This is a genomic window from Halomonas sp. I5-271120, from assembly GCF_030553075.1.
Lineage (GTDB): Bacteria > Pseudomonadota > Gammaproteobacteria > Pseudomonadales > Halomonadaceae > Onishia > Onishia taeanensis_A.
Genome location: NZ_CP130701.1, coordinates 1257808 through 1284385, shown reverse-complemented (window position 1 = coordinate 1284385; position 26578 = coordinate 1257808). Strand labels below are relative to the sequence as shown.

18 protein-coding genes are annotated in these 26578 nt (G+C 63.8%); 14 read left to right on the top strand and 4 right to left on the bottom strand.

Annotation, left to right across the window (positions count from 1 at the left end):
* Positions 1-65: 65 nt before the first annotated feature.
* A complete protein-coding gene (locus tag Q2K57_RS05620; protein ID WP_304526311.1) occupies positions 66-2315 on the bottom strand; it encodes a primosomal protein N' in 2250 nt (749 codons plus the stop codon).
* 211 nt (positions 2316-2526) lie between these two features.
* Between Q2K57_RS05620 and rpmE the strand changes: the two genes are divergently transcribed.
* Positions 2527-2742 (top strand): 50S ribosomal protein L31, encoded by a 216-nt coding sequence (gene rpmE, locus Q2K57_RS05615; protein ID WP_175069311.1) that lies wholly within the window; start codon positions 2527-2529, stop codon positions 2740-2742.
* A 269-nt stretch (positions 2743-3011) separates the two neighbouring features.
* Positions 3012-4280, top strand: coding sequence for a malic enzyme-like NAD(P)-binding protein (locus Q2K57_RS05610; RefSeq protein ID WP_112053877.1), 1269 nt, complete (start codon positions 3012-3014; stop codon positions 4278-4280).
* An 84-nt stretch (positions 4281-4364) separates the two neighbouring features.
* Here the strand turns inward: Q2K57_RS05610 and Q2K57_RS05605 are convergent, their stop codons facing one another.
* Positions 4365-5051 carry a YdiY family protein gene (locus Q2K57_RS05605; RefSeq protein WP_304526310.1) on the bottom strand — a complete coding sequence of 229 codons (687 nt, stop codon included), beginning with the start codon at positions 5049-5051 and terminating at the stop codon, positions 4365-4367.
* A gap of 216 nt (positions 5052-5267) precedes the next feature.
* Positions 5268-7781 carry a penicillin-binding protein 1A gene (locus Q2K57_RS05600; protein WP_304526309.1) on the bottom strand — a complete coding sequence of 838 codons (2514 nt, stop codon included), beginning with the start codon at positions 7779-7781 and terminating at the stop codon, positions 5268-5270.
* Between the two features lie 246 nt (positions 7782-8027).
* On the opposite strand from Q2K57_RS05600, the gene pilM reads away from it, so the two are divergent.
* From pilM to eno, 12 genes are all read left to right on the top strand, one after another.
* A complete protein-coding gene (pilM, locus tag Q2K57_RS05595; protein ID WP_304526308.1) occupies positions 8028-9086 on the top strand; it encodes a type IV pilus assembly protein PilM in 1059 nt (352 codons plus the stop codon).
* A complete protein-coding gene (locus Q2K57_RS05590) occupies positions 9086-9643 on the top strand; it encodes a PilN domain-containing protein (protein WP_304526307.1) in 558 nt (185 codons plus the stop codon). The genes pilM and Q2K57_RS05590 overlap by 1 nt, the downstream gene beginning before the upstream one ends.
* Positions 9640-10275: a type 4a pilus biogenesis protein PilO gene (locus Q2K57_RS05585; protein WP_304526306.1), complete on the top strand. Its 636-nt coding sequence runs from the start codon at positions 9640-9642 to the stop codon at positions 10273-10275. Before Q2K57_RS05590 ends, Q2K57_RS05585 begins: the two co-directional genes overlap by 4 nt.
* A 77-nt stretch (positions 10276-10352) precedes the next feature.
* Positions 10353-10961 (top strand): pilus assembly protein PilP, encoded by a 609-nt coding sequence (locus tag Q2K57_RS05580; protein ID WP_304526305.1) that lies wholly within the window; start codon positions 10353-10355, stop codon positions 10959-10961.
* 48 nt (positions 10962-11009) lie between these two features.
* On the top strand, positions 11010-13064 hold the full coding sequence (gene pilQ / locus Q2K57_RS05575) for a type IV pilus secretin PilQ family protein (protein WP_304526304.1): 2055 nt from the start codon (positions 11010-11012) through the stop codon (positions 13062-13064).
* On the top strand, positions 13064-13612 hold the full coding sequence (aroK, locus tag Q2K57_RS05570; protein ID WP_304526303.1) for a shikimate kinase AroK: 549 nt from the start codon (positions 13064-13066) through the stop codon (positions 13610-13612). The genes pilQ and aroK overlap by 1 nt, the downstream gene beginning before the upstream one ends.
* A gap of 50 nt (positions 13613-13662) precedes the next feature.
* On the top strand, positions 13663-14766 hold the full coding sequence (gene aroB / locus Q2K57_RS05565; protein ID WP_304526302.1) for a 3-dehydroquinate synthase: 1104 nt from the start codon (positions 13663-13665) through the stop codon (positions 14764-14766).
* 531 nt (positions 14767-15297) lie between these two features.
* Positions 15298-19749 (top strand): glutamate synthase large subunit, encoded by a 4452-nt coding sequence (gene gltB, locus Q2K57_RS05560; protein WP_304526301.1) that lies wholly within the window; start codon positions 15298-15300, stop codon positions 19747-19749.
* A gap of 94 nt (positions 19750-19843) precedes the next feature.
* Positions 19844-21265 carry an FAD-dependent oxidoreductase gene (locus Q2K57_RS05555; RefSeq protein ID WP_304526300.1) on the top strand — a complete coding sequence of 474 codons (1422 nt, stop codon included), beginning with the start codon at positions 19844-19846 and terminating at the stop codon, positions 21263-21265.
* Between the two features lie 151 nt (positions 21266-21416).
* A complete protein-coding gene (locus Q2K57_RS05550) occupies positions 21417-23078 on the top strand; it encodes a CTP synthase (protein ID WP_304526299.1) in 1662 nt (553 codons plus the stop codon).
* Between the two features lie 9 nt (positions 23079-23087).
* Complete coding sequence (kdsA, locus tag Q2K57_RS05545; protein WP_304526298.1) at positions 23088-23939, top strand: 3-deoxy-8-phosphooctulonate synthase; 852 nt, start codon at positions 23088-23090, stop codon at positions 23937-23939.
* A gap of 178 nt (positions 23940-24117) precedes the next feature.
* The gene (eno, locus tag Q2K57_RS05540; RefSeq protein ID WP_304526297.1) at positions 24118-25413 is read left to right on the top strand and encodes a phosphopyruvate hydratase; all 1296 of its coding nucleotides are present in this window, start codon (positions 24118-24120) and stop codon (positions 25411-25413) included.
* A gap of 704 nt (positions 25414-26117) precedes the next feature.
* On the opposite strand, the gene fdxA is transcribed toward eno, so the two are convergent.
* Complete coding sequence (fdxA, locus tag Q2K57_RS05535; protein ID WP_092523025.1) at positions 26118-26441, bottom strand: ferredoxin FdxA; 324 nt, start codon at positions 26439-26441, stop codon at positions 26118-26120.
* Between the last annotated feature and the right edge of the window lie 137 nt (positions 26442-26578).

The following is a 26578-nucleotide window of genomic DNA, read 5'->3' as shown; positions in this document are numbered from 1 at the left end:
AAGCGCTGCGCTACGGTGCGCAATCCCGCAGCGCCCCTGGCCCAGCACCAAGTCCGAGCCTATGCCTAGGCCAGGGTCTGGGGATCGATGTCCAGCGACCAGCGCACCCGCCGGGCGTCGCGGCAGGCCTCCAGCCAGGCCACGAGCCAGGCGCTGGCTTCGTGCAGCTGACTGCGCTGTGCGCCGGAGAGCAGCAGCTGTACATGATAGCGGTTCTGGCGACGCTCCATGGGCGCCGGCACGGGGCCCAGGCAGGTCACGGCGTTGCCCCGCGTCGCCAGCCACTCGCGTAACGCCTCCCCTGCCTCCTTGGCGAGCCCCATGGCCTCGGCTTCCCGGGCGCTCTCGAAACGCGTCAGAGCCAGGAAGCGGAAGGGCGGCAGGGCCGCGCCGCGGCGCTCTTCGAGCAGGGCATCGGCTAGGGCATCGTAGCCGCGCTCGGCGAGCAGGCGCAGGTGCGGGTCGTCGCTGTGCAGGGTCTGCACCAGCACGCGGCCCGGGTGGGCGGCGCGGCCGGCGCGACCGGCCACCTGAGTTAGTAGTTGCGCCGAGTGCTCGAGGGCCCGGAAGTCGCTGGCATAGAGGCCGGCATCGGCGTTGACTACCACCACCAGGGTGACGTGGGGCAGGTGATGACCCTTGGCGAGCATCTGGGTGCCGACCAAGAGGCTCGGCTCGCCGCGCTTGATTTCGGTGAGCACCTCGCCGAAGGCATTCTTGCGTCGCGTGCTGTCGCGGTCGATGCGGTGCACCGGCACCTCCGGGAAGAGCGCGGCCAAGCTTTCCTCGGCGCGCTCGGTGCCGGCCCCCAGCGGGCGCAGGTCGCCGCTTTTGCACGTCGGGCAGGCCGGCGGTAGCGGCTGCTGGCGCTCGCAGTGGTGGCAAGCCAGCAGCGGTGGCTGACGATGCAGCGTCATGCGGGCGTCGCAGTGGTCACATTCGGCGAGCCAGCCGCAGGCATGGCAGGCCAGCGTCGGCGCGAAGCCGCGTCGATTGATGAACACCAGCACCTGGTGGCCGGCGGCGAGGGTCTGGCGGATGGCGTCGATCGTCGCGGGGATCAGCCCGCCCTGGCGGGGGCGGCCGCGCAGGTCGATCAGCTCGAGCCTCGCCGGCGGGTGGCGGCTGGCGCGCTGGGTCAGGCGCAGGTGGGCATAGCGCCCGCTTCGCGCCTGGGCCAGGCTCTCCAGCGCCGGGGTGGCGCTGCCCAGCACCACCGGGATGCCGTGGTGGTGGGCGCGGGCCACGGCCAGGTCCCGGGCGTGGTAGCGAAGCCCCTCCTGCTGCTTGAGCGACCCGTCGTGTTCCTCGTCGACGATGATCACCCCGGGGCTCGCCAGGGGCGTGAAGATCGCCGAGCGGGTGCCGATGACGATCGGCGCGCGGCCGCTCATGGCGGCCAGCCAGGCATCCAGGCGTTCGTGATCGGTGAGGCCGGAATGCAGCGCCACCACCGGCACCCGAAAGCGGCGACGAAAGCGCTCGAGGGTCTGGGGGGTAAGGCCAATCTCGGGTACCAGGATCAGGGCCTGGCGGCCACGTTGGATGACCGCCTCGATCAGCTGTAGATAGACCTCGGTCTTACCGCTGCCGGTGACGCCATGCAGCAGGCAGGGGTGATAGCGGTCGAGGCCCTCGTGCAGGGTCGAGAGGGCTGCCGCCTGCTCGCGGTTGAGGTTGAGCGCCGGTTCGGCGAGCAGGGTCGTCGGGCGCGGCGGCTCGCTGGCCAGGCGTGGCTCCTCGAGGCAGTCGATAAGCCCCTTGTCGCGCAGCGCCGTGAGCTGGGCGCGGCTGAATTGCTGGGCGGTGATGGCGGCGGTGGGCAGGCCTCGGGGGTGCTGGCGCAAGAGCTCCAGCAGCTCGGCCTGGCGTCGCGCCCGGCCAAGGTCGGCGGCCTGGGTCGCCTGGCCCTGTGCACTTAGCCGCCAGCGCTCCAGGGTGCGAGCCTCGAGCGGACGCCCCTGGCGCAGCAGCACCGGCAGCGCCTGCTGCAGGGTATCGCCGAGCGGATGCTGATAGTAGCGGGCGGTGAAGCGCGTCAGCCACAGCCAGTCAGCGGGCAGCGGGCTTTCATCCAGACAGGCCTCTATGGGCTTGAGGCGGTCAAGCGCCACCTCGCTGGTGGCGCGACATTCGATGACGATGCCGACGACCGAGCGTCGCCCCAGGGCGACCTGGACGCGCAGGCCGGGTCGCCAGCCGCCGGTCGGCGTCTCGGGGCCGGGCAGGTAGTCGAACAGGCGGCGCAGCGGGGTGGGTACGGCAACCCCCAGCACGCGGGGAGCGTCGGGAAGCGACGAAGCACTGGCGGACAATTGGCCTCCGAGATTGGGTCTGCTAGAATCACCGCCCTCCGCGGCCTCGCTCTCGTTTCCCGGTCACCCGTTGAGGGTTGGTCCAGAACGTGTGAGAGAGTCGGCGGATTCCGGTTCGTTGACGTGGCCACTCGGCCGCGGGCGATCATAACCCGTATGCGGTGCCTGGCAGTGGATCAGGTGGCGGCATACCGCTCAATGAGGCTTCAAGATGAAACAAGGTATCCATCCCGATTACAAGAAGGTCTCCGCCACTTGCAGCTGCGGCGCGACCTTTGAAGTAGGTTCCACCGCGAACCATGAGTTCTATCTGGACGTTTGCTCGCAGTGCCACCCGTTCTACACCGGCAAGCAGAAGCAGGCGACCACCGGTGGCCGCGTCGAGCGCTTCAACAAGCGTTTCGGTGCTGCTGTCAAGCGCGGCTAAGCGCTTACGCCGCCAGGCCGGCGACCCTTGGGTCGCCGACCGGACCAGAGCCCGCCCGGGATGTCCCGCGGCGGGCTTTTTTATGGCGGGTCGTCAAAGATAAGCTGTGCATTATGGGTGAGAGGTCAGGTATAAACTGCAGCAAATGGATGGGATTGGCACCAAACGCGCAATAAAAGTTGGAAAAATAGGCCAACTTGGTTTGCGTTGTGGGGGCGGGCGTTTTTCTATATTCTTGCGCCACTTCATATGACATCACTGGACGCGACATGACTGATCCGAAGCAAGCGGCACTGGATTACCACTCCCATCCGATTCCCGGCAAGCTGTCCGTTGAGCTGACCAAGCCGACGACCTCGGCGAAGCATTTGGCGCTGGCCTACAGCCCGGGCGTGGCGGAGCCCTGTCGTGAAATCGCCAAGGACCCGGAAAACGCCTATCTCTATACCGGTAAGGGCAACCTGGTAGCTGTGGTCTCCGATGGCTCGGCGATTCTCGGCCTGGGTAACCTGGGGCCGCTGGCCAGCAAGCCGGTGATGGAAGGCAAGGGCGTACTGTTCAAGAAGTTCGCCGGCATCAATTCGGTGGATATCGAGGTCGATGCCGAAAGTCCGCAGGCCTTTATCGATACCGTTGCGCGTATCGCCAATACCTGGGGGGGCATCAACCTCGAGGACATCAAGGCCCCGGAGTGCTTTGAGATTGAGCGGGCGTTGGTCGAGCGCTGCAGCATCCCGGTGTTCCATGACGATCAGCACGGCACGGCCATTGTCACGGCTGCGGGCATGCTCAACGCGCTGGATATCGCCGGCAAGTCACTGGACAGCGCCCGCATCGTCTGCCTGGGCGCCGGTGCGGCGGCTATCGCCTGCATGAAGCTGTTGGTCGCCTGCGGCGCGCGGGCCGAGAACATCTTCATGCTCGACCGCAAGGGCGTAATTCACAGCGGCCGCGAGGACCTCAATCAGTACAAGGCGATGTTCGCCACCGAGACCGAGCGTCGCACCCTGGGTGATGCCATCGATGGTGCCGATGTCTTCGTGGGCCTGTCCGGCCCCAACCTGCTGTCGCCTGAACTGCTCAAGACCATGGCCCCGAACCCGGTGGTCTTCGCCTGTTCCAACCCGGATCCGGAAATTCACCCTGCAGACGCCAAGGCCGCCCGCGACGATGTGATCATTGCCACCGGTCGCTCGGATTTCCCGAACCAGGTCAACAACGTGCTGGGCTTCCCGTTCATTTTCCGCGGCGCCCTCGACGTGCGTGCCACCGGGATCAACGAGGAAATGAAGGTCGCGGCGGTTCACGCTCTCAAGGACCTGGCCCGGGAGCCGGTCACCGAGGAGGTGCTCAAGGCTTACGACATCGATCACCTTGAGTTCGGTCGCGGCTACATCATCCCCACGCCGATGGATTCTCGTCTGCTGGACCGGGTGTCTTCGGCGGTCGCTCAGGCGGCGGTGGATACCGGCGTGGCGCGTAAGCCCTACCCGGCGCACTATCCGCTGACCAGCGTGGAAGGCGTCTACGGCGACTGATTGACAGGACGCGCCCTGCTCACCACACGCCGGCCCTTGGGCCGGCGTGTTGCGTTTGGGGGGATGAGGTCGTGGAAAAAGCGACTACCAGCTCAGCTGCAGCGAGGCGCTGGTGGTGGTGTCGGTGCGTGTTTCTGCGCTATCCGGAGGCTGAGAGTTGTGCTTGATCTCGTGGGACAGGCGCAGTGCCAGACGTGAAGTGAGCTTGCTGGTGATGGCGCTCAGCGAGCGCACGGTGGTGTTCTCGCTGGTGGTTTCCACCGACATCTGCTGCTCAAAGTAGCCGGTGTCGGACAGGGTGAAGCGATAGTCCATGGCGCCATAGGCTACCGGCAGCTGCTGGCTTGCCTGATCCTCGACGCGGTCATCGCGATAGCCGGGGCCGGCTTCCAGGGACAGCTGATGAACGGGGTCATCGAGCAGCTGGCGCCCGTAGCCGCCGATGGCGGTCAGCTGACGGTCATAGCCGCTGTCGCGCTCTCGCTCCCAGCGGGTGAAGCCGAACAGGTAGTGCGGTCCGCTAAGGTCGTAGCGTTCGCGCCACGAGGCCAGGTAGTGCTCATCTTCGGTTTCCTCGTCTTCGCTGACGGTGCGGGCCTCCAGGCGAAGGGTGTGCAACCAGTCGCCGGTGAGCCAGGCCAGCCGTGTCTTGGCGATCAGCGTTTGGCTGTTGGTGTTGCCGCTCAGGCGCGTATAGCCCAGTTCAGCATCGCCGCTGAGGGGCGGTGCATCCGGCTTGGCTTTCGGCGGCGCGTAAAAGGGATAAGCCATGACAGGACTGCTGGCGATAGCGGCTCCCAGGGTGCCAGTCAGCAGGACGAGCTGCAGTAGGCGGGACGGCCGCGACGCAGCCTGCTCCTGTATTGCGCCCGCTGGCTGACCTGTGCGGCGCGGGGCTTGATCGTCCGGGCAGTGTCGGTCGCTGTGGGGGAGGTGCGGAATCATGATGCTCGATGCCCGGGGCGGGGCGCCCCGGGTCGCTGGAGGTCAGAAAATGGCGTCAAAGGAGCCGGTGCCCTGAGAGCCGCTCTGTGATTCGAGCTCCTGGTCGATGCTGCGTGGCGCAAGCGTCGGCAACTTGCCGGCCACGAACATCTCCTGAATGCCGCCGGACTGGTCGTCGCGCAGTCGCTGGCCGGTGGCCGGGTCGATGCGCGCGGTCACGATGTTATCCGGGCGTTCGGGCTGCTTCTCGGCGTGGCCATCCAGGGCCTGGCCCATGAAATCCATCCAGATGGGCAGGGCGGCCTGGCCGCCATACTCGGCGATGGTGTCGTAGTTGTCCTTGCCGACCCAGACGGTGGTCACCAGCTCTTCATTGAAACCGGCGAACCAGGCATCGCGGCGGTCGTTGGTGGTGCCGGTTTTGCCGACGATATCGCCGCGGTTGAGGGACAGGGCGCGGCGGCCGGTGCCGTGCTCGATGACGTCACGCAACATGCTGCGCAGCAGATAGACAGAGCTTTCCTCGGCGACGCGCTGCGCCAGCGGATAGCTCTCGCCGTCGCGCTCGACGTGCTCGGCGTCTGGCGAACAGTCGCGGCATGCAACCGCCGGTTCGGCTTTCTCGATGACCTTGCCATCGCGGGTGACTTCCTTGATGAACCAGGGCGAGACCTGAAAACCACCATTGGCTAGCGTCGAATAGGCGTTGGTCATGGTCAAGGGGGTCAGGCTGGCGCTGCCCAGCGCTAGTGACAGCCCGTTGGGCAACTGGTCCTTGGCGAAGCCGAAACCGGTCAGAAAATCGATGGTGCTATCGAGCCCCATGGTGCGCAGAATGCGGATGGTCACCAGGTTGCGTGACTGCGCCAGCGCTTCGCGTAGCCGGGTGGGGCCGCGGAACTCGCCGCCGGAGTTGGCCGGCCGCCACAGGCCGTCATTGGACTCCATGACCACCGGGGCGTCGTTGATCACCGTGGCCGGCGTCATGCCGCCTTGCTGCAGGGCAGCCAGGTAGATAAACGGCTTGAAGGTTGAGCCAGGCTGGCGCTTGGCCTGAGTAGCTCGGTTGAACTTGCTGGAGGCAAAGCTGAAGCCGCCTTGCAGGGCTAGTACTGCACCGCTGTCAGGGTCCTGAACGATGATCGATCCCTCGGCGGCGGGAAGCTGAGAAAGACGCCAGCTGCCATCGTCCTGCTCGAGGATGCGGACCAGTGAGCCGCGATCGGCAATATCGCCTGCTGAGCTCGGCGGCCGCCCGCGGCTGTAGGGGCTGAGGTAGGGGTCTGCCCACTCGAGGCCACTCCAGGGCAGGGTGATGGCCTTGCCGTCGCGGCTGAGCACGCGCATCTCGCGGTCCTCACTCTTGACCACGATGGCCGGTTCCAAAGGCCCATAGGCCGGCGTGCGCTCGAGAACTCGCAGCCAGTTGCTGACGTCGCCGTCGATACCGCTGACCTGAGTCTGACTGCGCTCGGCGGCTTGGCGAGCCGTCTCGCGCACCTCGGATTCAGATAGCTCTTCCTCGAGGCCGCTGCGCTGGGTGCGATTCTGGGCTTCGACCAGGCTTGCCGGGATGTCGGTTTCCTCGGCACCTCGCCAGCCGTGGCGGGTATCGTATTCGATCAGTCCCTGGGTCAGCGCCTGACGGGCCAGCGGCTGCAGTTGGCTGTCGAGGGTCGTGGTTACCTTGTAGCCGCCGGTATAGGCGTCGTCATAGTGATCGACGACGAACTGGCGGGCCATTTCGGCCACGTAGTCGGCGTCGACATCGAGCTGAGTGGCGAAGCGACGCGCGGTGATCGGAGCCTTTACGGCGGTCTCGTAGCGCTCGGCATCGATGTGGCCAAGCTCGCGCATGCGATAGAGGATCCAGTTGCGGCGGATCAGCGAGCGCTCGGGGTTGGCCAACGGGTTGAAGTTCGAGGGCGCCTTGGGCAGGCCGGCAATCATCGCGGTCTGGGCCAGGCTCAGCTCGGAGAGCGGCTTGCCATAGTACGTCTCGGCGGCGGCACCGATGCCGTAGGAGCGGTGGCCGAGGAAGATCTTGTTGACGTAGAGGGTGAGAATCTCTTCCTTGCTCAGCACCTGTTCCATCTGCAGAGCCAGCAGGATCTCGCGAATCTTGCGGGTAAAGGTCCGATCAAGGGTCAGCAGATAGTTGCGGGCCACCTGCATGGTGATGGTGCTACCGCCGGACTGAATGTCGCCGCCGCTGGCGACCAGCTCGGTGGCGGCGCGCAGCAGCCCCTTGGGATCGACGCCGGGATGCTCGAAGAACCCGGCATCTTCTGCGGAGAGCAGGGCATCGATCATGTCCTTGGGGATTTCGTCATAGCTCACTGGCAGACGACGTTCCTCGCCGAATTCGCCGATCAGCTTGTCGTCGCGAGTGTAAATACGCAGAGGGGTCTGCAGTTCGAAGTCCTGCAATTGGCGCACGTCGGGAAGGCCAGGGGCGAAATACAGGGCGGCGCCGACCAAGGCCAGGACGCCGGATACGCTCAGGGATAGCGTGATCCATATCGCCGATGCGGCAAGCGTTTTGAATAGCTTCATGAAAACGTAGTACTCATGATGAACGGTGGCTGGGCGATGGTGCTGAGAGCGAGACTTCCATGGAGGGCAGTATTATAGGAACCCGGGCGTCAGGTCACCAGCGTTGAAGGCCTGGAACGACGCCTAAAGTGTTAGCATTCGCAGAATCATGTAGGCTGGCCTGTATGAGCTTTTTAACCTAAGTGCAGCGCAGTCAACTAATGCATGGGTACGATGACAACGTAGGCTTAAGTTGGGGGTGAAGCCTTGAAAAGGCTCAAAAAGTCCGGAAAAGGTTTGATCGGGGTGGATATTTCCTCGGCGACCGTAAAGCTGATTGAGCTCAAGCACGTCCGCGGTCAGCGCCGGGTGGAAAGTTATGCGGTGCGGCCGTTGCGTGAGGGCACCGTGGTCGAACGGCGCATTCGTGACATGGGTGCCGTCGCCGAAGCGCTGCAGCGCGCCGTCGTCCAGGCTCAGCCTGGCACGCGTGACGCCTGCGTCGCCGTGCCTGCCAGCGCCGCCATCACCAAGACACTGATCCTGCCTGCCTCCCTCAATGATGAGGAAATCGAGGCCCGCATCGAACTCGAGTCTGACAAGCATATCCCCTTTCCGTTCAGCGAGGTCTCCTTCGACTTTCAGCGCCTGGGTATCAATGAGCGCTATACCGATCAGCAGGACGTGCTGCTGGTGGCCTGTCGCAACCGAGACGTCAACCAGTTGACCGAGGCGCTGCTTCAAGCCGGCCTGACCCCCGCAGCGGTCGATGTCGAGACCTTCGCCATGGAGCGCGCCTTTAGCGAGCTCCAGCAGCAAATGGTGGCGAGCAGCGACGAGGAGTGCGTGGCGCTGGTCGATATCGGGGCCAACATGAACGCCTTCCATGTGCTCAAGGGCGGGCGCATCGTCTATAGCCGTGACACCGTCTTCGGCGGCCGGCGTCTGACCGATGAGATTGCCAGCCGCTACGAGCTTACCCTAGAAGAAGCGGGGCTTGCCAAGAAGCGCGGCGGATTGCCCGAGGATTACGCCGGGAGCGTCTTGATGCCCTTCATCGAGACGCTGGTCCAGCAGGTCGGGCGCTCTCTGCAGCTTTATTATACCGCGGGGCGCAAGGAAAAAGTGCATCGCTTGATGCTGGCCGGTGGGTCCAGCGTGATTCCCGGACTCAAGGAGCGTCTAGTCGAGGAAACCGGCATGGAGGTGCTGAATGCCAACCCGATTCGGCGCATGCAGGTCAACCCACGCATCAATGCCCAGACGCTGGCCAATGATGCGCCGGCCATGCTGACCGCCTGTGGACTTGCCATGAGGGGGCGCTGATGGGGATCGAAATCAACCTGCTGCCCTGGCGCCAGGCGCAGCGTGAACGCCGCGGCAAGCGTTTCAATCTGGCATTGGGGCTGATGGCGGCCCTTGGGCTGGGCGGCGGCTATGTGATGACGTTCTACTACGATCATCAGCTGGCCGTGCAGCAGCAGCGCAATGAGCATATCCGCTCCGAGTCTGTACTGCTCAAGCAGGATATTCAGGATATGCACAATGACGAGGAGAGCCGTGACATCATACGGGACAAGATCGGTGTCTTCAGCCAGCTCCAACAGGGACGCGGGCAGACCGTGCGTGTCTTCAATGCTCTCAGCGCCAGTCTCCAGGAAGGTGTCTACTACACAACACTATCCCGTGCCGGGCAGCGGCTTAGCCTAGATGGCGTGGCCGAGGATAACTACCAGGTTTCTGATCAGCTGCGCGCCCTGGAGGCCGCGTCGGTGCTGGGCGTGCCGGTGCTGTCGCAGGTCGAGGGCGATGAGCAGGGAAGCAGGCGCTTTTCGCTGAGCGTGGATCAGCGCTTGCCCGCGGCGGTCGAGGAGACGCCATGAACCTGTCGGCCGAATGGCGTCGCCTGCGTGAGCTGGATTGGCGCGAGCTGGATATAAAGGAAGCGGGTGGCTGGCCCTGGTCACTGCAGCTGGCCTGCTGCCTGCTGGTGCTGGGGCTGACCTGCTTTGCCATGGATTGGTACTTGGCGGCTCCCAAGGTGGAGGCTCTTGAGCAAGCGCGTCGTGAAGAGACGCAGCTGCTGACTGCCTATGGTCGAGAGGCCGCGCAGGCGGCGAGGCTACCGGCCATGGAAGAGCAGGTGGCCACCCTCAATGCCCGTCTCGATAGCCTGCTGGAAATGCTGCCCAGCGGTGCCGAGATTCCTGCGCTGATCGACGATATCAGCAAGACCGCCCTGGACAACCAGCTCTCCATCGAGGCGATTCGCCTGCGTGAGCCGGTGCCCAAGGAGCACTACATCGAGCGACCCTTCGACATTCGCGTGCGAGGGGAGTATCACCGCATCGGCGCTTTCCTGGCCGGGGTGGCGGCACTGCCGCGTATCGTCACGCTGCATGACTTAAGCCTGTCGCCGGTCGACGATAGCGAGCAACTGGAGCTATCGATGCTGGCCCGTACCTACAGCTATGCACCTAGCGCTAACGCGAGTGACAAGGAGGCGGCACCATGAATCAGCGGATGGATATGGATGCCGCCTCCTTCTTACGCGTCCTCTGTCACCGTTCCTCCCTTCGAAAGGGGTGGGCGGTGCTGAAACGATCGCAGCGGTGGCAGGAGCGTTCGAGGGCAAGCCTGGTGTCGCGGGAGTGCTTTCTTCAGGCTTTCGCGCCCCGGGCTTTCGCGCTGTCGCTGGCTCTTGGCTTGTCGTTGACGGGCTGTAGCGAACCCGACCTCGCCGCGCTGGATAATAAACTGGGCGGCCTGCGAGACGACCCCAGTGGCGTCGAGCTGCCGCCGGTGCCCGAGCTGCCTCATTACGCCGCCGTAGACTACGATCAGTCGAGTCGTCGTAGCCCTTTTCGCGCCCGTCAAGCAGCGCCCGAGGCGGCACCCGAAGGTTCCAGCGAACTGGCTCCTGATTCGGATCGTCCATTGGATCCACTGGAGGCCTATCCGCTCGACAAGCTGATGCTGGTGGGTACCTTGAGTGTGGGTAATCGGCCCTCGGCGCTGGTGCGGGCCCCCGGTGGCGAAGTGCATCGACTGACCAGCGGCGATCACATGGGCGCCGATTATGGCCGCATCGTCAGTATCACCGAGCGCTCCGTGCAGCTTGTCGAGGTAGTCAACAATGGGCGCGGCGGCTGGACCGAGCGTACGCGTCAGTTAACGCTGGATGACCCTACAACGAAATAGGTCGGCTGAAGACACGGCCGTGCCACGCAGGAAACAAGGGACACGACGATGCAAATCATGATGCGCGTATTGCTGGCATTCATGCTGGCCTGGGGGCTTCCGGCCACGGCCCTGGCCGCGTCGACACTGACCGGGCTCGAGGTTCGCCAGGGCAGTGCCGGTGAGCTGGAAGTCGACATGCGCTTCGACGGCGAGGTGCCCCAGGTGCGCGGCTATCGGCTCGATTCGCCTCCCCGGTTGAGCATTGATCTGGTCGAGACCGCCAACGGCCTCGCCGAGCGCCGTCGTGAGATTGGCCTGGCCGGGGTCGATCGGCTGATCACGCTGGAGGCAGGTTCGCGTACGCGGCTGGTGTTCGATCTCGACGCGCCGCTGGCCTATCGCACCCGACAGGTCGGGAATCGTCTCGAGTTGGTGATCGGCGGTGATGTCTCGCGAGCGGCCGCCGCGGCGAATGAACAAGCCTCATCGGCCTCTGCGACTGACGACGTCGGTGGTGAGCCGCAAATCTCCAGCTTCGACTTCCAACGCGGCGTCGAAGGTGCCGGAAGGCTGGTGGTCAACTTCGACCGCGCCGGGGTTGCCTCTAGGGTTCGTGAGTCGGGTAATAGCATTATCGCCGAGCTTCCCGGTGTCGAGCTGCCTGAGGCTCAGGATCAGGTGCTCGACGTCACCGATTTCGGCACGCCGATGAGGCGTGTCGTGCCGAGCCGGGTCGCCAATGGCGTGCGCCTGTCGATCGACACGCAGGGCAGCTATGCGATGTTCTCGACCCTCCAGGGCCACCAGCTGATCGTCGAAGCGCGTCCCGTCACGCGAGAAGAACAGGCGGATCGCGAGGAGGCGCGTACCAGCTATCAGGGCGAGCGTATCAGCCTCAACTTCCAGGACATCGAAGTGCGCGCCGTGCTGGCCATCATCTCCGATGTCAGCGGTCTCAATCTGGTGGCAAGCGACAGCGTCAGTGGCCGAGTCACCCTCAATCTCGATGACGTGCCCTGGGACCAGGCTCTTGAGCTGGTGCTCAAGAGCCATGGTCTCGCCAGTCGTCGCGAAGGCAATGTGATCGTGGTGGCACCCGCCAGTGAGCTTGCCAACATCGAGCGCCAGGAGATCGAGGCCCGAAAGCAGATGCAGGTGCTCGCCCCGCTGACCACGGAATACGTGGAGGTTAAGTACGCCAAGGCCGCCGATCTGGCCAAGTTGCTACGTGGCGGCGAAGGCTTCGGCCTGCTCACCGAGCGTGGCCGCGTCAGCGTCGATGCGCGCACCAATACCCTGCTGATCCAAGACACCGCCGAACAGATCCGCGAGATCCTGCGCACCGTCGAGAAGCTGGACGTCGCCGTGCGCCAGGTCCAGATCGAAGCGCGAATCGTCATTGCGAGGGATGGCGTCACCCAGGAGTTGGGCGTCAACTGGGGAATGTCGTCGACCGATAGCATCAATGGCGTGTTGGGCAATGGCAGCAGAGCCAACCTGAGCGGGGCCTCTACCGGCGTCGCCAGCAACGGTGGCCTGGCGGTCGATATGGGCAGCACCAATACCGCCTCGACCAGCTTCTCCTTTGGCTACCTGTCCGGTGACGTGCTGCTCGATCTAGAGCTCAATGCGCTGGAAACCGAGAACAAGAGCCAGACCATCTCCCAGCCACGGGTGATCACCGCCAATCAGCGCACCGCGATCATCAAGCAGGGTCAGGAGATCCCCTACCAGGAGGCGACCTCCAGCGGGGCCACCAACACCGAGTTCAAGGAGGCAGTGCTGTCACTTGAGGTTACGCCGCAGATCACGCCGGATAATCGGGTGATCATGGATCTCGCCATCAACAACGATACCGTCTCCGATCAGAGCTATGACGGTGCGCCGGCTATCGACACCAACCAGATCGAGACTCAGGTGCTGGTCGATAACGGCGAAACGGTGGTGCTGGGCGGCATCCTCACCACCGAAGAGCTGCGCAGTCTGGCCAAGACTCCTTTCCTGGGTGATCTGCCGGTGCTCGGCCAGCTGTTCCGCTATACCCAAGAGCAGAACGAGAAGGTAGAGTTGCTGGTATTCATTACTCCCAGGATTCTCGAGGACAGGCTGGCCCTTCGCTGATGCAGGACGATCTCCCCAACTTTTTTCTGATCGGCCCCATGGGGGCCGGTAAAAGCACCATCGGCCGCCTGCTGGCGGCCGAGCTGCGCCGTGAGTTCTTCGATAGCGACCACGAGATTCAGGCACGCTGCGGTGCCGATATCCCCTGGATCTTCGATGTGGAAGGTGAAGCCGGCTTTCGCGAGCGCGAGCAGCAGGTGATCGGCGAGCTGACACAGTACCCCGGCGTGGTCATGGCCACCGGAGGCGGCGCCGTGATGCGGGAAGCCAATCGCCGCGCGCTGCGCGAGCGCGGCACGGTGATCTATCTCTACACGACCGTCGAGCAGCAGCTGAGGCGCACCGCGCGTGACCGCAATCGGCCGCTGTTGCAGCGAGACGATCGCGAAGAGGTGCTGCGCACCCTGTTCACCCGCCGCGACCCGCTGTATCGGGCGACCGCTGATCTGGTGGTGCGCACCGATCGCCGCGGCCCCAAGGCGGTGGTTGGCGAAATCGTGCGCCGCGTGAGTCGCCAGCTCGACCCGCTGATGTCCTGCAAGGCCTGACGGGGCCCTTGCTGCACCTCCTAACCGAGCCCTTCTGAACGAGTTTTTCCATGCCCCAATCCGCCGCTATTCGCACCCTCAGCGTGGCGCTCGACGAGCGCAGTTACCCAATCCATATCGGCCCCGGCCTGCTGGGTCGCCCCGATGCCCTCACCCCTTATCTCGCCGGTCGCCAGGTGATGATCGTCACCAACGAGACGGTCGCTCCGCTCTATCTCGAGGCCTTTAAGCGGGGGCTGCCCGAGGATCTCGAGGTCGATGAGGTGATACTACCGGACGGTGAACACACCAAGACCCTGGAGTCGGTGGCCCGCATCTGGGATGCCCTGCTGGCCGCCGGCTTCAACCGTCGCTGCACCCTGATTGCCCTGGGGGGCGGCGTGATCGGTGACATGACGGGCTATGCCGCGGCCTGCTATCAGCGCGGCGTCGCCTTCATTCAGGTCCCGACGACGCTGCTCTCTCAGGTCGATTCCTCGGTCGGGGGCAAGACCGGGGTGAACCACCCTCGAGGCAAGAACATGATCGGCGCCTTCTGGCAGCCCAAGGCGGTGCTGATCGATACTGATACTCTCGCTACTCTGCCATCCCGGGAACTCTCGGCGGGGCTCGCCGAGGTGATCAAGTACGGCCTGATTCGCGATCTCGAGTTCCTGGCCTGGCTCGAGGCGCGGATGGATGTGCTGCGCGGCCTTGACGGCGGCGCGCTGCGCGAGGCGATCTATAGAAGCTGCGCCATCAAGGCCGAGGTGGTGGCCGCCGATGAGACCGAGCAGGGCGCCCGAGCGCTGCTCAATTTGGGGCACACCTTCGGCCATGCTATCGAGGCGCACCAGGGCTATGGCGCCTGGCTGCACGGCGAGGCGGTGGGTACCGGCATGTTGATGGCCGCCGAGCTCTCGCAGCGTCTGGGCTGGTTAACCCAGGACGAAGTGGAGAGGGCGGCAGCGGTCATTGCCGCTGCCGGCCTGCCGCTGGCGGCGCCCGAGGACATGGGCGTTGAGGACTTCCTGACCGTGATGCGACTGGACAAGAAGAATATCGACGCCCGGCTTCGTCTGGTGCTGTTGCGAAGCCTCGGTGATGCCTGCCTGCACGATGCGACCCCGGCCGAGATGCTCGAGAGGCTGCTGGCGGACTTCCCCCGTCGCTAGGGGGCCGCTGCCAGGGGCTGCGGGCGTCTATCGCCACGCTGATGATCAGGCGTCCGTGTTTCACGGGCGCCTTTTTTGTGGCTGGGCTCGTAGCTGGACCTGTGCTGTATCGGCGACAAAAATGATCGGCAAGTCTTGGGTAGTGAGCGGCCTAGAGCACCGCTCCAACGATGAAAGGCTGTCGACAAGCAGAAAGTAACTCGCATGCCTTATGCATGATTGGCATGCCCTTGTGCGGCTTTTTGCGACCAAAGTCTATGTTGATGAGCTAGTCGTGCGGACACGGGCCAAGTGGTTGACCTGTCAGGGTTTTTTGCCCAGAAGATACGCTAAGGTGCCGTTTTTCGGCGGTTTTTCAGACGTCGAGGCGGGTGGGGAATTGCGCCGGAAGAGGGGGCTGGCTATGCTGGTTAGCCTTTTTCGGCGCCAGAAAACGGCACTTGGCAACGATATGGAAATAACGAAAAACCAATAAACATAACGTTAATGCCGTCTGGACACAAGACTACTGAATATTGATGAGGCGCGCCCATGAGACAAGGTCTCCACCAGCCCGGTGAATTTCGCGACAACTGCGGCTTCGGCCTGATTGCGCATATGGAAGGGCAGGCCAGCCATGACCTGCTGAAGACGGCCATCGAGTCGCTGACCTGCATGACCCACCGTGGCGGCATCGCCGCCGACGGCAAGACCGGCGATGGCTGCGGCCTCCTGCTGAAAATGCCCACCGACTTCATGCGGGCTGTCGCCCGGGAGTCACTGGGCGTCGAACTCGGTGAGGGCTTTGCCGTCGGCAGCATCTTTCTGCCGGATGACGACGCTCGCGAGCAGGCCGCCCGTGAGGTGCTCAGCGGCGAGCTCGAGACCCGTGGCCTGACCGTTCATGGCTGGCGCGACGTGCCTACCGACGCAAGCGTCTGTGGCCCCATGGCGCTGGACTGCCTGCCGCGCATCCGTCAGGTCTTCATCACTGCCGGTGACGATCGCCTCGAGGCTGAGCTGGGCGTTGACCTGTTTATGGCGCGGCGCCGCGCCGAGGAGAAGCTCGCCGGCGAGCCAGAGTTCTATGTCTGCTCGCTTTCCTCCCAGGTGGTGTCCTACAAGGGCCTGATGATGCCGGTGGATCTGCCCACCTTCTATCAGGACCTGGGGGACGAACGCCTCGAGACCGCCATTTGTGTCTTTCACCAGCGTTTCTCGACCAATACCGCACCGCGCTGGCCGCTGGCCCAGCCGTTCCGTCTGCTGGCACACAACGGTGAGATCAACACCATCGAGGCCAACCGTGGCTGGGCGAACTCGCGCAAGGAAAACTTCGTCAACGACCGGCTCGCCGAAATCGCTGAACTCGACGAGATCGTCAATACCTCAGGTTCTGACTCCTCCAGCATGGACAACATGCTAGAGGTGTTGATGGCTGGGGGCATGGACATCTACAACGCCGTGCGCATGATGGTGCCGCCGGCCTGGCAGAACGTGGAAACCATGGACGGCGACCTGCGCGCCTTCTATGAGTACAACTCCATGCACATGGAGCCCTGGGATGGGCCCGCAGGCATGGTGATGACCGACGGTCGTCACGCCGTTTGCATGCTGGATCGCAACGGCCTGCGCCCGGCCCGCTGGGTGATTACCAAGAACGGTTATATCACCCTGGCTTCCGAGATCGGCACCTACAACTATCGGCCCGAAGACGTGGTGGCCAAGGGCCGTGTCGGCCCCGGTCAGGTGCTCGGTATCGACACCCAGACCGGTGAGATCCTGCACACCGAAGATATCGACAACCGCCTTAAGTCGGCCTATCCCTATCGTCGCTGGCTCAAGGACGAGGCCAGCTATCTGGAATCGGCGCTGACCGAGCTGGCCCGCTTCCAGCCCATGGACACCGACGAGCTCAACGTTCACCAGAAGCTCTTCCAGATCACCTTCGAAGAGCGCGATCAACTGCTGCGCCCCCTGGCCGAGAGTGGCCAGGAGGCGGTGGGCTCGATGGGCGATGACACCCCCATGGCGGTGCTGTCGCGCCATGAGCGCCTGCTCACCGATCACTTCCGCCAAAAGTTCGCCCAGGTCACCAACCCGCCCATCGATCCGCTGCGCGAAGCGATCGTGATGTCGCTGGAGACCATCTGCGGCGCCGAGCTCAACGTCTTCGAGGCCACGCCCGAGCACGCACATCGCCTGATCCTGACGACTCCGGTGCTGTCGCCGCGCAAGTTCACCGCGCTGGTCAGCCAGGATGATCCGGCTTTCGCGAGCCAGCATCTGTCCCTGGCCTACGACCCCGAGACCACCGGGCTCAAGCAGGCCATTCAGTTGCTCTGCCGCCAGGCCGAGGACGCCGCCCGCAGCGGCAAGGTGATCCTGGTACTGAGTGACGCCGGCCTCGAGAGGGGCCAGCTACCGATTCAGGCGGCGCTCGCCGTGGGCGCCGTGCATCACCACCTGGGTCGCGAGGCGCTGCGCCCGCGGGTCAACCTGGTCGTCGAGACCGGCTATGCCCGCGACGCCCATCAGATGGCGGTGCTGTTCGGCGTCGGTGCCACGGCGGTTTATCCATATCTCGCCTACCAGGTGATGGCCGACATGCATCGCACCGGCGAGCTGACCGGCAACCCGGCGGACGCCCGCGAGAATTATCGCAAGGGCCTGCAGAAGGGGCTTTACAAGATTCTCTCCAAGATGGGGATCTCGACCCTAGCGTCCTACCGCGGTGCCCAGCTGTTCGAGGCGGTGGGCCTTGGCAGCGAGGTCATGGACCTGTGCTTCACCCACATGGCGTCACGCATTCAGGGCGCCGGCTTCAGCGAGCTGCAGATGCAGCAGGAGCTGCTGGCACGCCGGGCCTGGACCCCACGCAAGGGGATCGGCCAGGGCGGTCTGGTCAAGTATGTCCACGGCAAGGAATACCACGCCTATAATCCCGACGTGGTGACCACCCTGCAGCAGGCGGTGCAGCAGGGTGATTTCCAGAAGTGGAAGAAGTTTGCCGCACTGGTCAACGAGCGCCCGGTGGCCACCATCCGCGACCTGCTGACCTTGAAGCCCGCCGCCGAGCCGGTACCGCTCGAGGAGGTCGAGGCCATCGAGGATTTGATCCCGCGCTTCGACAGCGCCGGGATGTCGCTGGGTGCCCTGTCGCCGGAGGCCCACGAGGCTCTGGCCCAGGCCATGAACGAGGCCGGCGGGCGCTCCAACTCCGGCGAGGGCGGTGAGGATCCGGCGCGCTACGGCACCATCCGCTCATCGAAGATCAAGCAGATCGCCTCAGGACGCTTCGGCGTCACTCCGGCCTACCTGGTCAATGCCGAAGTGCTGCAGATCAAGGTGGCCCAGGGCGCCAAGCCCGGTGAGGGCGGCCAGCTGCCCGGTGGCAAGGTCAACGAGCTGATCGCTCGGCTGCGCTATGCGGTGCCCGGTGTGACCCTGATCTCGCCACCGCCGCACCACGACATCTATTCGATCGAGGATCTGGCCCAACTGATCTTCGATCTCAAGCAGGTCAACCCGGATGCCCAGGTCTCGGTGAAGCTGGTCTCCGAGCCCGGCATCGGCACCATCGCCACGGGCGTGGCCAAGGCCTATGCCGACCTGATCACGGTGTCCGGATACGACGGCGGTACCGCGGCGAGCCCGCTGACCTCGATCAAGCATGCCGGGAGCCCCTGGGAGCTCGGCCTGCCTGAGGTCCATCAGGCGCTGCGCATCAATGGTCTGCGCGACAAGATCCGCCTGCAGACCGACGGTGGTCTGAAGACCGGCCTCGACGTGGTCAAGGCGGCGATTCTCGGCGCCGAGAGCTTCGGCTTCGGCACCGCGCCGATGGTCGCGCTGGGCTGCAAGTACCTGCGTATCTGCCACCTCAACAACTGCGCGACCGGTGTGGCTACCCAGGATCAGTTCCTGCGCGACGAGCATTTCCGCGGCACCGTGGACATGGTCAAGCACTATTTCCGCTTCATTGCCGAAGAAGTGCGCGAGCTGATGGCGCTGCTCGGGGTGCGCAAGCTCACCGACCTGATCGGGCGTACCGACCTGCTCGAGGTGCTCGAGGGGCAGACCAGCGCTCAGCGCAAGCTCGACCTGACGCCGCTGCTTGAGAACGACCACGTGCCGGCCGATGCGCCGCAGTTCTGCCGTGTGAGTCGCAACGTGCCCCATGATCCGGGTGCCAAGAACCTCGAGGTGCTCGAGGCGCTGCGTTCGGCGATCGACGACAAGTCCGGCGGAGAGTTCGACTTCACCATCACTAACTGCGATCGCAGCGTGGCGGCCATGACCTCCGGGGCCATTGCCAAGCGCTATGGCGAGGCCGGCCTCGAGGACGCGCCTATCACCGCGCGCTTCAAGGGCGTGGCCGGCCAGAGCTTCGGAGTGTGGAACGCTCGCGGCCTCAATCTGTATCTCGAGGGCGATGCCAACGACTACGTCGGCAAGGGCATGAACGGGGGGGCGATCACCATCGTCCCGCCACAGGGCAGTCACTTCGAGAGCCATCAGACGGCGATCATCGGCAATACCTGCCTGTATGGCGCCACCGGCGGCACCCTGTACGCCGCCGGTACCGCCGGCGAGCGCTTCGGGGTGCGCAACTCAGGCGCCACTGCCGTCATCGAAGGCGCCGGTGATCACTGCTGCGAGTACATGACAGGCGGCCTGGTCACGGTGCTCGGCGAGACCGGCGTCAACTTCGGCGCGGGCATGACCGGCGGTTTCGCCTACGTGATCGACGAGGATCGTACCTTCGTCGACAAGTACAACCATGAACTGGTGGAGATCCACCGGATCAATACCGAAGCCATGGAGGCGTACCGGCGCCACCTGAGGGAGGTCATCGAGGACTATGTCGCCACCACCGGCTCGGCGCGGGGTGCGGCGATTCTCGAGGACTTCGGCCACTTCATCCGCCACTTCTGGCTGGTGAAGCCCAAGGCCGCGAGTCTTGGCAGTTTGCTCGCCGAGTCCCGGCGGCGACCCGAGTAAGCCGAGTCCCGGCGGCGACCGGAATAAGCCGAGTTCCGGCGGGGCTGCACCATCGGCCCCGCCCTGACCTTCCAGTTTTCGAGGAGAGACGATCATGGCAGAGCGTCTTCAGCACAACGATTTTCAGTTCATCGACGTGGGTCGCCAGGACCCGCAGAAGAAGGCGGCGCGCACCCGTTCGCGGGAGTTTGCCGAGATCTACGAGCCCTACCAGCCAAGTGAGGCCGCCAGTCAGGCCGATCGCTGCCTGGGCTGTGGCAATCCTTATTGCGAGTGGAAGTGCCCGGTCCACAACTATATTCCCAACTGGCTGAAGCTGGTGGCCGAGGGCAACATCCTCAAGGCCGCCGAGCTTTCCCACGAGACCAACTCGCTGCCCGAGGTGTGCGGGCGGGTGTGCCCGCAGGATCGTCTCTGCGAGGGCGACTGCACCCTCAATGACGGCTTCGGGGCGGTGACCATTGGCTCGGTAGAGAAGTACATCACCGATACCGCCTTCGCCATGGGCTGGCGCCCGGACATGTCTCAGGTCACCCGGACCGACAAGCGGGTGGCGATCGTCGGTGCCGGCCCGGCGGGCCTTGGCTGTGCCGATATTCTGGTGCGCAACGGCGTCACCCCGGTGGTGTTCGACAAGTACCCCGAGATCGGTGGCCTGCTGACCTTCGGTATCCCGGAGTTCAAGCTCGAGAAGAGCGTGATGGAGCGTCGTCGTGCGGTCTTCGAGGAAATGGGCGTGGAATTCCGCCTCAATACCGAGATCGGCCGTGACGTCACCATCGATGACCTGATGGAGGACTACGATGCTGTCTTCCTCGGCATGGGTACCTACAAGTACATGCAGGGCGGCTTCCCGGGCGAGGACCTGCCGGGTGTGCACAAGGCGCTGGACTTCCTGATCGCCAACGTCAATCACTGCCTGGGCTTCGAGAAGGATCCCGCCGACTACGTGTCCTTCGAGGGGCAGCGGGTCGTCGTGCTGGGCGGCGGCGACACGGCCATGGACTGCAATCGCACCTCGATCCGCCAGGGTGCGGCCAGCGTGTCCTGCGCCTACCGTCGCGATGAAGAGAATATGCCGGGCTCCAAGCGTGAGGTGGCCAATGCCCGTGAGGAGGGCGTGGACTTCCTGTTCAATCGTCAGCCGGTGGCGGTGATCGGCGAAGACAAGGTCGAGGGCATCAAGGTGGTGCGTACCCGCATGGGCGAGGCCGACGAGAACGGCCGTCGGCGTCCCGAGGTGGTGCCGGGCTCCGAAGAGGTGCTGCCGGCGGATGCGGTGGTCATCGCCTTCGGCTTCCAGCCCACCGATATCGATTGGCTCGAACCGAACAACATCGGCACCGACGAGCGCGGCCGCATCACCGCGCCGGAGCACGGCCGTTACCCCTTCCAGACCAGCAACGCCAAGGTCTTTGCCGGCGGCGATATGGTGCGCGGCTCCGACCTGGTGGTCACTGCCGTCTACGAAGGCCGCCAGGCCGGCGAGGGCATCCTCGACTACCTGGAGGTCTGAGCGACAGGCTCGCCGCCAGGGCCTCGGTCAGGCGGCGAGCCAAGGAGGGGCGGATGGCAAATTGAGCCGTAAAGGCGACTCTGCTATTCTGTCGTCCCATCCTGGTGCGGTTTCCTGCCGCGCCTTCTGATCACGTTTCGACAGGTTCTCCATGACACGATATATCTTCGTGACCGGCGGCGTTGTGTCCTCTCTTGGCAAGGGCATCGCGTCCGCTTCGCTGGCGGCGATTCTCGAGGCGCGTGGCCTCAAGGTCACCATGCTCAAGCTGGATCCGTACATCAACGTCGATCCGGGCACCATGAGCCCCTTCCAGCATGGCGAAGTATTCGTCACCGAGGATGGCGCTGAGACCGACCTGGACCTGGGCCACTACGAGCGCTTCATTCGTACCAAGATGACCCAGAGCAACAACTTCACCACCGGCCGTGTCTACGAGCACGTGCTGCGCAAGGAGCGCCGCGGCGACTACCTGGGCGGTACCGTGCAGGTGATTCCGCACATCACCGATGAGATCAAGCGCCGCGTCTATGAAGGCGGTGAAGGCTTCGATGTGGCACTGGTTGAGATCGGCGGCACCGTTGGCGACATCGAGTCGCTGCCGTTCCTCGAGTCGATCCGTCAGATCAGAAGCGAGCTCGGTGCCAACCGCGCCATCTTCATGCACCTGACCCTGGTGCCCTACATCCAGACCGCCGGCGAGACCAAGACCAAGCCGACCCAGCACAGCGTCAAGGAGCTGCGCTCGATCGGTATCCAGCCGGATATCCTGATCTGTCGCAGCGAAGTCGAGCTCGAGGAGACCGAGCGTCGCAAGATTGCCCTGTTCACCAACGTTGAAGAACGTGCGGTGGTGCCGCTGCAGGATGCCGATACTATCTATCGCATTCCGCTGATGCTGCACGAGCATGGCCTCGACGAGATCGTCTGCGACAAGCTGCGCCTGGAAGCCGATGAAGCCGAACTGGACGAGTGGGTGCGGGTGCTCGACGCCAAGCTCAACCCGCTGAAGTCGGTCAATATCGCCATGGTCGGCAAGTACATGGAGCTTCTGGATGCCTACAAGTCGCTGAATGAGGCGCTGATCCACGCCGGCATCCAGAACCGCATCAAGGTCAACATCGACTACATCGATTCCGAAGACATCGAACGTCACGGCCCCGAGCGGCTGGCCGGCAAGGACGCCATTCTGGTGCCCGGCGGCTTCGGTGAGCGCGGCGTGGAAGGCAAGATTGCCACCGCCCGCTTCGCCCGCGAGCAGAATATTCCCTACCTGGGTATCTGTCTCGGTATGCAGGTCGCGGTGATCGAGTTCGCCCGCCACGTCGCCGGCTGGGCGGATGCCAACTCCACCGAGTTCACCCACGACACCCAGCACCCGGTGGTCGGTCTGATCACCGAGTGGCTGAATGCCGAGGGCAAGATCGAGCTGCGCGATGCGGCCTCCGATCTCGGCGGCACCATGCGTCTGGGTGGCCAGGTCTGCCACCTGAAGCCGGGCTCCAAGGCCCGCGAAGCCTATGGCAGCGACGAGATCGTCGAGCGTCACCGTCACCGCTTCGAGGTTAATAACCAGTTCATTGGCGAGCTCGAGAAGGCCGGCCTGGTGATCTCCGGCAAGAGCGTCGACGAGTCGCTGGTGGAGATGGTCGAGCTGCCGGACCATCCCTGGTTCGTGGCCTGCCAGTTCCACCCTGAGTTCACCTCCACGCCCCGCGACGGCCACCCGCTGTTCAGTGGCTTTATCCAGGCGGCTCTCGAGCAGAAGCAGGTGCGCGCACGGCAGCAGGCCCAGGCTCAGCCGCAAGGCTAAGGAAAGCAGATGAGCGAGTCCCAGAAGATTATCGAGTTTGCCGGCCTCAAGGCCGGCAATGCCCTGCCGCTTGCCCTTTTCGGCGGCATGAACGTGCTCGAGTCCCGCGAGATGGCCCTCGAAGTCGCCGAGCGCTACGTCGAGGTGACCGGCAAGCTCGGCATCCCCTACGTCTTCAAGGCCAGCTTCGACAAGGCCAATCGCAGTTCGATCCACTCCTATCGCGGTCCCGGCCTTGAGAAAGGCCTCGAGATCCTCGCCGAGGTCAAAGAGCGCTTCAATGTGCCGGTCATCACCGATGTCCACGAGCCCTGGCAGGCCAAGCCCGTGGCCGAGGTCGCCGATATCATTCAGCTGCCGGCCTTCCTGGCGCGCCAGACCGATCTGGTGGTGGCCATGGCCGAGACCGGCGCGGTGATCAATATCAAGAAGCCGCAGTTTGTCGCTCCTCACGAGATGCGCCACATTGTGCGCAAGTGCGAGGAAGCCGGTAACGACCGCCTGATCCTCTGCGAGCGCGGCTCGAGCTTCGGCTACAACAACCTGGTGGTCGACATGCTCGGCTTCGGTGATATGAAGGCCACTGGCTACCCGCTGTTCTTCGACGTCACCCATGCCCTGCAGCGCCCCGGCGGTCGCGCTGACAGCGCCGATGGCCGCCGTGCCCAGGTCGCTGAGCTGGCCCGCGCGGGTGTTGCGGTGGGGCTGGCCGGGCTCTTTCTCGAGGCGCATCCTGACCCGGACAATGCCAAGTGCGACGGTCCCTGTGCCCTGCCGCTGGATCAGTTGGAGCCGTTCCTTCGCCAGCTCAAGTCGCTGGACGATCTGGTCAAGGGCTTTCCGGCACTGACGATTGCCTAAGCCACTCGAGGGTGGTCGGGGCGGCCTGGAGGTCAGCCCCTCAGTTCTTGCATGCAGTTCCCGATAGACGTCTGTTTTTGACAAGACGGTGGTCGATAGACCGTTTTCGAGCGGAGCCGTGACTCCCTCCAGGCACGCCGACTGGATCAACGCTTAGCGATAATAAGGACGAGACATCATGACCAAGATTGTCGATATTCGCGCCCTCGAGGTGCTGGACTCCCGCGGTAATCCCACCGTGCAGGCCGAGGTGGTGCTGGAAAACGGTGCCAAGGGCGTGGCCTGCGCGCCGAGCGGTGCCTCTACCGGTTCACGCGAGGCACTGGAACTGCGCGACGGCGACAAGGCCCGCTATCTGGGCAAGGGCGTACTGAAGGCCGTCGAGGCCGTCAACGGCGCTATCCGTGAGCGATTGATGGGGCTCGACGCGCTGGATCAACGTGCGCTGGACAACGCCATGCTCGAGCTCGACGGTACCGAGAACAAGGAAAGCCTCGGCGCCAACGCCATCCTCGCCGTCTCTCTGGCCGCCGCCAAGGCCGCCGCCAGCGCCAAGGGCGTCGAGCTCTATGCGCACATCGCCGAGCTCTATGGCGCGCCGGGCAAGTACCTGATGCCGGTGCCGATGATGAACATCATCAACGGCGGCGAGCATGCCGACAACAACGTCGACATCCAGGAATTCATGATCCAGCCGGTGGGCGCGCCTTCTTTCCGCGAAGGCCTGCGCATGGGCGCCGAAATCTTCCACGCCCTGAAGAAGGTGCTGGGTGCTCGCGGCCTGTCCACCGCGGTGGGTGATGAGGGTGGCTTCGCGCCTAACCTTGCCTCCAACGCCGAGGCCCTGGCGGTGATCAAGCAGGCGGTGTCAGACGCCGGCTACACGCTTGGCAGCGACATCACCCTGGCGCTCGACTGCGCGTCCAGCGAGTTTTTCAAGGACGGTCAGTACAACCTGTCCGGAGAAGGCAAGAGCTTTGACGCGGCGGGCTTCGTTGATTATCTGGCCGAGCTTGCCGACCAGTACCCAATCGTCTCCATCGAAGATGGCATGGACGAATCCGACTGGGCCGGCTGGAAGGCGCTCACCGACAAGCTCGGCGACAAGGTGCAACTGGTCGGCGACGACCTGTTCGTCACCAATACCAAGATCCTCAAGCGTGGCATCGACGAGAAGATCGGCAACTCCATCCTGATCAAGTTTAACCAGATCGGCTCGCTGTCCGAGACGCTGGATGCGATCAAGATGGCGCAGGACGCCGGCTTCACCGCGGTGATCTCGCATCGCTCCGGTGAGACCGAAGACACCACCATCGCCGACCTGGCCGTGGCTACCTCGGCGGGCCAGATCAAGACCGGCTCGCTGTGCCGCTCCGACCGCGTCGCCAAGTACAACCGCCTGCTGGTGATCGAGCAGCAGCTGGGCGAGGCGGTGCGCTACCCGGGGCTTGCTGCCATCAAGGGTCAGGGCTGAGCTCGCTATACTCAGTGACATGACAAAAAAGGTAAGACGAAAAGGCGCCTGCGGGCGCCTTTTTTCGTGTCTGGCAATGGTATGCGCTCGAGCGAGTGCGCCTCATGTCCTCATTGCTTGTAAGAGATTACCGACAACTTGCACCCGATATACTTGGCATTGATCAATAAATGATCGCTTCTAAAACGCTTGTTTTTTTATAAGTATCTGATAAAAATGGTTTTTAGGTTTCTAGTACATAAGGAGCAAGGTGTTTTCTCCCTCTTAGGCCGGCTTGAGAACCCCGTCATAGCTGCCACAATGTGCTTGGGATGTGGGAAAGCAGGATGCTTTCCCGGCAGGATGCAACGGGATGGTAGTCGGGTGCGCCTGGTGCGACAGGAAGTCGTTCCCGGGCAAGGAAGTCACCTCAGGAGTCGAGCATAGGGACATGCTCAAGGAACGGCTAGGAGCGGGCGACCTTCGGGTCGCCTTTTTTGTGCCCGTTTTTTACACGCTTGCCTGCACGCAAGTTGAGCCGTACAAGTCCTGCAGCTGACGACTCGACCCGTTTTCTGATGGCATGGCAGCGGTGTTTAGACGCTTCTTCGTCAATCACCAGCGCGCTCAGCGCGAGTCAGGACGGAGCAGCATGAAAAAGGGCCGGCGATTTCTCGCCGGCCCTTTTTGGTGGATCACGCCTGGCCATCGTCGATGGCCGTGTCTCAGCGCTCGAGCAGTTCCTTCTTGCCACTCTTGCCATCCCATTCCTCGGCGTCGGGTAGCGGGTCTGTCTTCTCGGCGATATTCGGCCATACCTCGGCCAGCTCGGCGTTGAGCTCGATGAATTCCTGCTGGCCTTCAGGAAGTTCATCCTCGGAGAAGATGGCCTCGGCAGGACATTCGGGCTCACAGAGAGCGCAATCGATGCACTCGTCTGGGTGGATGACCAGGAAGTTGGGACCTTCGTAGAAGCAGTCTACCGGGCAGACCTCCACGCAGTCGGTGTACTTGCACTTGATGCAGTTCTCGGTGACGACGAATGTCATGGGGCTTCCTCGATCGTTAGCTGTCAGGGGCATCGATGATGCGCCGTGTCCCTGAATGAGTCGTTTGCCTAGTCTAGTTATAAGCGGCTTGATCATTAGAAGCCGCCATTCTAATGGGCGAATATTCTAGTCGTGGC

Coding starts and splice junctions, on each gene's coding strand:
- rpmE (WP_175069311.1), top strand. CDS start 2,527: ATGAAACAAGGTATCCATCCCGATTACAAGAAGGTCTCCGCCACTTGC.
- Q2K57_RS05610 (WP_112053877.1), top strand. CDS start 3,012: ATGACTGATCCGAAGCAAGCGGCACTGGATTACCACTCCCATCCGATT.
- Q2K57_RS05605 (WP_304526310.1), bottom strand. CDS start 5,051: ATGGCTTATCCCTTTTACGCGCCGCCGAAAGCCAAGCCGGATGCACCG.
- Q2K57_RS05600 (WP_304526309.1), bottom strand. CDS start 7,781: ATGAAGCTATTCAAAACGCTTGCCGCATCGGCGATATGGATCACGCTA.
- Q2K57_RS05590 (WP_304526307.1), top strand. CDS start 9,086: ATGGGGATCGAAATCAACCTGCTGCCCTGGCGCCAGGCGCAGCGTGAA.
- Q2K57_RS05585 (WP_304526306.1), top strand. CDS start 9,640: ATGAACCTGTCGGCCGAATGGCGTCGCCTGCGTGAGCTGGATTGGCGC.
- pilQ (WP_304526304.1), top strand. CDS start 11,010: ATGCAAATCATGATGCGCGTATTGCTGGCATTCATGCTGGCCTGGGGG.
- aroK (WP_304526303.1), top strand. CDS start 13,064: ATGCAGGACGATCTCCCCAACTTTTTTCTGATCGGCCCCATGGGGGCC.
- aroB (WP_304526302.1), top strand. CDS start 13,663: ATGCCCCAATCCGCCGCTATTCGCACCCTCAGCGTGGCGCTCGACGAG.
- gltB (WP_304526301.1), top strand. CDS start 15,298: ATGAGACAAGGTCTCCACCAGCCCGGTGAATTTCGCGACAACTGCGGC.
- Q2K57_RS05555 (WP_304526300.1), top strand. CDS start 19,844: ATGGCAGAGCGTCTTCAGCACAACGATTTTCAGTTCATCGACGTGGGT.
- Q2K57_RS05550 (WP_304526299.1), top strand. CDS start 21,417: ATGACACGATATATCTTCGTGACCGGCGGCGTTGTGTCCTCTCTTGGC.
- kdsA (WP_304526298.1), top strand. CDS start 23,088: ATGAGCGAGTCCCAGAAGATTATCGAGTTTGCCGGCCTCAAGGCCGGC.
- eno (WP_304526297.1), top strand. CDS start 24,118: ATGACCAAGATTGTCGATATTCGCGCCCTCGAGGTGCTGGACTCCCGC.
- fdxA (WP_092523025.1), bottom strand. CDS start 26,441: ATGACATTCGTCGTCACCGAGAACTGCATCAAGTGCAAGTACACCGAC.